Raw genomic sequence first — 6,029 nt, 5'->3', positions numbered from 1 at the left:
GCAGTGCAGGTGGTACGGAACAGAAAACCATTCAGCAGACCTATGATGACTTCGACCGGCTCAGTCAACGCACCGATGCTTATGGGCAGGTCGTCAATTATCAATACGATGCCAATGGTAATCGCACTGGGTTGAATTATACGGCAGGTGGGGGGACTACCAGTGGAGGAACGACGAATACACCCCGTGAGACTAGCTATGTGTATGATGCGCTAAATCGACTAGCACGGGTCGATAATCCCCAGGGCAGTACCCGCTATCAATACGACTTAAGTGGTCTGTTATTACGCACATTGTATCCCAACAATGCTTCGATCAGCCAAAGCTATGATGGTGCAGGGCGAATTTTGGCGATGGAGCATCGGGTGGGGGATACCTTGGTGTCGCAATTCCAGTATCAGTACGATGCAAACGGCAACCGGCTGCAACAAATTGCCCGGAATGGCAGCACCCTGGAAACCACCACTTATACCTATGATACTTTAGATCGACTACAACAGGTGACGTATCCTGAACAACAAGTGACGTATGCGTATGATGCGGTGTATAACCGGATACGGGAAACCACCAGGGATACGGCCAATAATCAAGTCACGAAGGACCAGGGTTTCAGCTATAACTTCCGTAATGAGCTGCTGGAAATTAAAGACCTACCTGCTGACACGGTGGCAGTGAGTTATCAGTACGATGCTAATGGTAACCAGACCCAAAAACAAAAAGCCGGTGTGACCACCGACTTTGTCTATGACATCCGTGATCATCTACGACAGGTGATGCAAGGTGGTTCCAGTGTCGGCCAGTTTTTATATGACACTCAGGGCTTACGTGTTGAGAAACTCGGTAACCGTGGCCTAGAGCGGTATACCTATGATGATCAAAGTGTCCTCGCCCAGTTAGATTCCACCAACCAGCCTATTGCCCACTACGACTACGGTCCCGGCCGTTTAATGGCCCTCACCCATCGCGATGAAGGCACCGCCTTTTACCACTTTGATGCGTTGGGCAGCATTGTCAACTTAACCACGACCACAGGTGCCGTACAAACCCGTACCTTGTATGACGCCTGGGGCCATCATCGCCTGCAAGAAGGCGACAGTTGGAACCGGTTTGGCTTTACCGGTCATGAAGAAGATCCCGAGACCGGTTTAGTGTATGCCAAAGCGCGGTTTTATGACCCGGATGTCGGCCGGTTCTTGAGTATGGATGCGTGGGAAGGGGATTTAACGTTAGCGCCCAGTTTGCATAAGTATTTGTATGCGTATGGGAATCCGTTGGTTTGGGTGGATTTGTATGGTAGCCGTGCATGTGCCCCTAGTGACCTTAGTGCTGATTGTGACGCTGGCACTGGATTTAAAAACCTTAAAAAAGCTCAAGCACAAACAGCGGAATCAACGCCCAATGATTTAAAACAAGAGCAGGCAACAGAAAACAGAATAAGTACTAGTAAAGATAAAGACTTGCCCCCTCTTAAATCAGCTGAGGATATTGAAAAAGAGGAAGCGATCAAAAAGGCTTATGCCAGGCTTGAAAGGTACTGTGAAACCCCAGGGATGTGTACTGAAGGTTATTATGAGAGTGAGGATAAGGGACACACTAAAGAAAGTACAGATAGTTTAAATACTGAAGTAGCACAAGCTGATGATTCTATATCACCGGAGGTGAAAGAGTATGAAAAACTGAGGAAAAGGTGGTCATCTGGTGCAAAAACAACAGCAGAGGTTACATCTGCTATAGGTAAAGGTTTAGATGAAATTGCTACACCTGATGCTGTTGACATTATAACTTTTCCTGCTTCTGCAATAGTAAAACCTGTGAAGGGGGCACTTAAAGTAGCAGGTGAGCTTTCAGATGCTAGGAAAGCAGTAAACTCAAGAAAAGCAACTAACATGGCGGGCTCGGGCTGCACTCCTTGTTGCTTTACTCAAGAAGCTTTAGTGTTAATTCCTGATGGCTATAAACCAATTAATAAAATTAAAGTAGGTGAGCTTGTATTTGCAAAAAGTGAGGAAACTGGTGAGGTTGGTTGGAAAGCAGTCACGCATAAGTTTGTGTATGATGATAATCGTCTGACGTATAAGCTAGTTCTTAAAAATGATGATGGCAAAGAGGAACGTTTTGAATTAACTGATAACCACCCATTTTATGTGGAAGGTAAAGGTTGGGTTGATGCAATTAATTTACGACCCAGTATGTTAATTTCTGGTTATAACGGCAGTCAGCTTCAGGTTGTTAGCTTAGAAGCATTAGACCAGTCACCAATTACTTATAATTTAGAGGTTGAAGGCTATCATACGTTCTTTGTTGGGGAATTAGGGGTTTGGGTTCATAATGCTAAGAAGAAATGTTGTATTATAAAGAATGAGTACCCGAAAGACTTCTCCACTAAAGACACTATTAACCGGTCTGCTAAGTATGTATCTGAGAGAGATGCAAGGAATCTTGCAAGATCTAAAATTGGTAAAGACCCTGTTCAAGTTGAGCCAAACAAGTTAAGAAGCAGAGATGGTAAATGGCAGTATCGAGGTAAGCCTGAAGATCTTAGAGGCCATAAGCCAACAGATAGCCCTCATATTCATTTAGAAAGGTTAAACCCTATAACTGGTGAAGTTATCGAGAACTGGCACCTACGGTGGTAAATAATGAATAGGTTATTTAGAAGTGATTGCTCAGCAGTCTGTGGAAAAAACGAGCTTGTTGTGGAGTTAAGGCAATCAGATATTTCAAAGTTTGCTCTTGAGATATCTATGGTGTTGATGGGAGTGACAAAAAAATTAAATATTCTTTTTGATTCAGGTGGTAATTTAGAACTAAAGCTAGATGAGAAAGTAACTGCTGGAAGTAAGGCTATTGTTGATCAAAAAAGTGGAAAGATAATATTTGTACTTTCAACCAATCAACTGGAATACCTTTGTGCATTTTTATTGAGAGCTTATAGGGATAACACTGCAGAGGTTAATCATATTCATATTGAGGGAGAAAAGAGTGGTGAGGCATTTGATCTTACTTTATTCTTTAGTGATTTTGTTGACCCATTGACACCAGAAGAGGCTTTTAAATTGATGAAATAAAAAGAAAGAAAGGGACACCCTAGATTTGATTTTGATCAAAAAGTAGTCATGACTGGAGGGCTATACTTTTGGTTGTAAAGTAGTCAATTAGGTGTAGAGGTTTAAGGATAACGAGGCCACGAAGTCAGTTGGTGAGTGTTCAGGATACGCCCTATTATCATTGTATTTGTCGCTGTGTGCGCCGTGCTTATTTGTGTGGCGAGGATCGAGTGACGGGTCAAAATTTTGATCACCGTAAAGCGTGGATGGTTGAGCGTCTCACTGAGTTGGTTAAAGTATTTGCGATTGATATCTGTGCTTATGCGGTGATGTCTAATCATTACCACTTAGTGGTGCGTATTGATGAAGAAAAGGCAGGGCAGTGGTCAGATGATGAAGTGATTCGTCGCTGGCGCAAGTTGTATCAAGGTCCTCCGATGATTCAACGGTATTTAGCAGGCGCAACGCTGGATAAAAAGAAAGGGACACCCTAGATTTGATATTGGTCAATAAATAGCCGACTGCATGTGGTTATGATGCTGTTTAATATTTGATCAGTTGTGATTGTGAGGTTTAAGGATGACGAGGCCACGAAGTCAGTTGGTGAGTGTGCAGGATACGCCGTATTATCACTGTATTTGTCGCTGTGTACGCCGCGCTTTTTTGTGTGGCGATGATCGAGTGACAGGTCAAAATTTTGATCACCGTAAAGCGTGGATGGTTGAGCGTCTTACTGAGCTGGTTAAAGTATTTGCGATTGATATCTGTGCTTATGCGGTGATGTCTAATCATTACCACTTAGTGGTGCGTATTGATGAAGAAAAGGCAGGGCAGTGGTCAGATGATGAAGTGATTCGTCGTTGGCGAAAACTGTATCAAGGGTCTCCTACGATTCAGCGTTATTTAGCTGGTGCAACGCTGGATAAAGCTGAGCTTAAGGTTGTTAATGATATTATTCAGCAATGGCGTGTGCGGTTGTCTGATTTATCCTGGTTTATGCGTTGTTTAAATGAACCCATTGCCCGTTGGGCCAATGATGAAGATGGTTGTAAAGGACGATTTTGGGAGGGACGCTTTAAAAGTCAGGCTTTATTGGATGAAGCGGCATTATTGACCTGCATGAGCTACGTGGATTTAAATCCTGTTCGTGCCGGGATGGCAGAAACACCCGAAGCGTCAGATTTTACCTCAATCCAGGCACGAATGGTGGCTTGGGTCAAACGACAACAGAAAAGTCAGCAACAAAGAAAGCCTCGAAATCAGTCCTTTGTACGAAAAACAAAACTGCCTAAACAAACCCTACCTATCGTTCCCTTATTGCGTTTTTCAGGTAATGAAAAACAAGGTAGGAAAACAACAATCCCCTTTACGTTAAAAGACTATCTGCAATTAGTCGATTGGTTGGGACGGGCTATCCGTGATAATAAGCGTGGTTCAATTAGCGAACAACAGCCACCTATTATTGAGCGCTTAAATATTAATAAAGATGAATTATTAGCCTTTGTGAGCCGTAAAGAAAAACGCTTTATTGATGTGGTGGGGACCGAGAATAGTATTCAAAAAACAGTGACTCGATGGCAGCGGAAGTTTATTAAAGGCATTCGACTTGCTAAACAGTTATTTTCTGAAAGGAGTCTTCAATACATTCAATGAGTGAGTCTTCCACTATCTACAGATTAATTGAATTAATATTACCTGAGCACTCGTTACCCCAGCTTTTTCTTCGTAGAAATATTTTAATCGTTTCTCTAGTGTGTAGGCTATATTTGAGTAGTTAGCCAATAGACTTTTATTAGAAAATTCATGAATACTATTAGGGTTGTTTTTAGTATTATTATTGTCACAATTTATTACGGGGCAACCTTCTCTTGTTATGCAGATTCTTTACCAACCTTTTCGATAGTGACTGAAGATAGAAAGCCTTATAACTTTGAAGAAAATGGAGTTGTAAAAGGGATTTCGGTTGATTTGCTTGTGTTGATTTTAAAACGCATTGGCTCTCATCAGACGCGCCATGATATAAAAATTTATCCTTGGGCTAGAGCATATAAAATATTACAGGAGCAACCTAATACGATCCTATTTACTACGATTTTGACTAAAGAACGAGAAAATATGTTCAAGTGGGTGGGACCAATCATTCAAGATATAACACAGTTGTATGCCTTGAAATCTAAAAATATTAAAATAACCTCTCCAAGTGAGCTTAAGAAGTATCGAATAGCTACTTACTTGGATGATTCCGGAGAGCAAATACTTGTTAAAGAATATGGCCTTTCTCTAGATGATCTTCATCGAAGTGCCTCACAAATAGCTGGTTTAAGAAGAGTTTACTATGGTCGTAATGATCTTTTTGTTGGAAATCAACCAACGTTAGAACACTTGTCAAAAAAAGCAGGCTTTAACTCAGATGAGTTTGAACCTGTATTCGTTTTGCATATTAATAAATTATGCTATGCCTTTCATTATGATACTTCAGATGACATCATTGAATTATTTCAGCAAGCACTTGATCGATTAAAAAAAGAAGGGGAGGTTGATAAAATTCTTGAAAAATACCAACATATGTAGCCTATCTCAGATAAAATAGGACAGCCAGGATTTAGTATTTATCAAAATTATACCCCTAGGGCACAAGTGCGTTGTTTAAATGAGCTTATCGCCCGTTGGGCTAATGATGAAGATACCTAATTGTAGGTATTATTTTTTATTTTAAATTGTGCTAGGAAAGTAGCTTAACGAAAAATGCTAAACCAATCAGATAAGACTTTTATCTGTTGATGTATATGAGTATTTGCACAAATTAGGAATATACCCTTCGCGAATCAATTTTAGGGTTTGTTGCCTTCGCTCTTCACCCCAGTCACTTATTAATATAAGCTCAGGGGGCTTCTTCGCTTGACGGCCGCCCCTAAAAATCCTTCGCTGTGGGTATACAACGCATGTATTTAATCTTTAATTGATTTAACTTAATAAATTCCC

Annotated in this window: 5 protein-coding genes; all 5 read left to right on the top strand. The window is 41.2% G+C overall.

Going from position 1 to position 6,029, the window contains the following annotated elements:
• Nucleotides 1-2,636 (top strand): polymorphic toxin-type HINT domain-containing protein (locus KHS79_RS20070; protein WP_267910816.1); only part of this gene is annotated, 2,636 nt, incomplete at its 5' end.
• A 3-nt stretch (nt 2,637-2,639) separates the two neighbouring features.
• Complete coding sequence (locus KHS79_RS20065) at nt 2,640-3,068, top strand: hypothetical protein (protein WP_212721287.1); 429 nt, start codon at nt 2,640-2,642, stop codon at nt 3,066-3,068.
• A gap of 131 nt (nt 3,069-3,199) precedes the next feature.
• Nucleotides 3,200-3,541, top strand: a complete 342-nt coding sequence (locus tag KHS79_RS20060) for a transposase (protein ID WP_212721285.1) — start codon at nt 3,200-3,202, stop codon at nt 3,539-3,541.
• Between the two features lie 85 nt (nt 3,542-3,626).
• The gene (locus KHS79_RS20055; RefSeq protein WP_212721283.1) at nt 3,627-4,700 is read left to right on the top strand and encodes a transposase; all 1,074 of its coding nucleotides are present in this window, start codon (nt 3,627-3,629) and stop codon (nt 4,698-4,700) included.
• A gap of 150 nt (nt 4,701-4,850) precedes the next feature.
• Entirely contained in the window at nt 4,851-5,618 is a 768-nt protein-coding gene (locus tag KHS79_RS20050) for a substrate-binding periplasmic protein (protein ID WP_212721281.1), read from the top strand.
• The last annotated feature ends 411 nt before the right edge of the window (nt 5,619-6,029 follow it).

This window comes from Zooshikella ganghwensis, assembly GCF_018263875.1.
Taxonomy (GTDB): Bacteria; Pseudomonadota; Gammaproteobacteria; order Pseudomonadales; family Zooshikellaceae; genus Zooshikella; species Zooshikella ganghwensis.
This window is presented reverse-complemented; position numbering and strand designations above follow the sequence as displayed.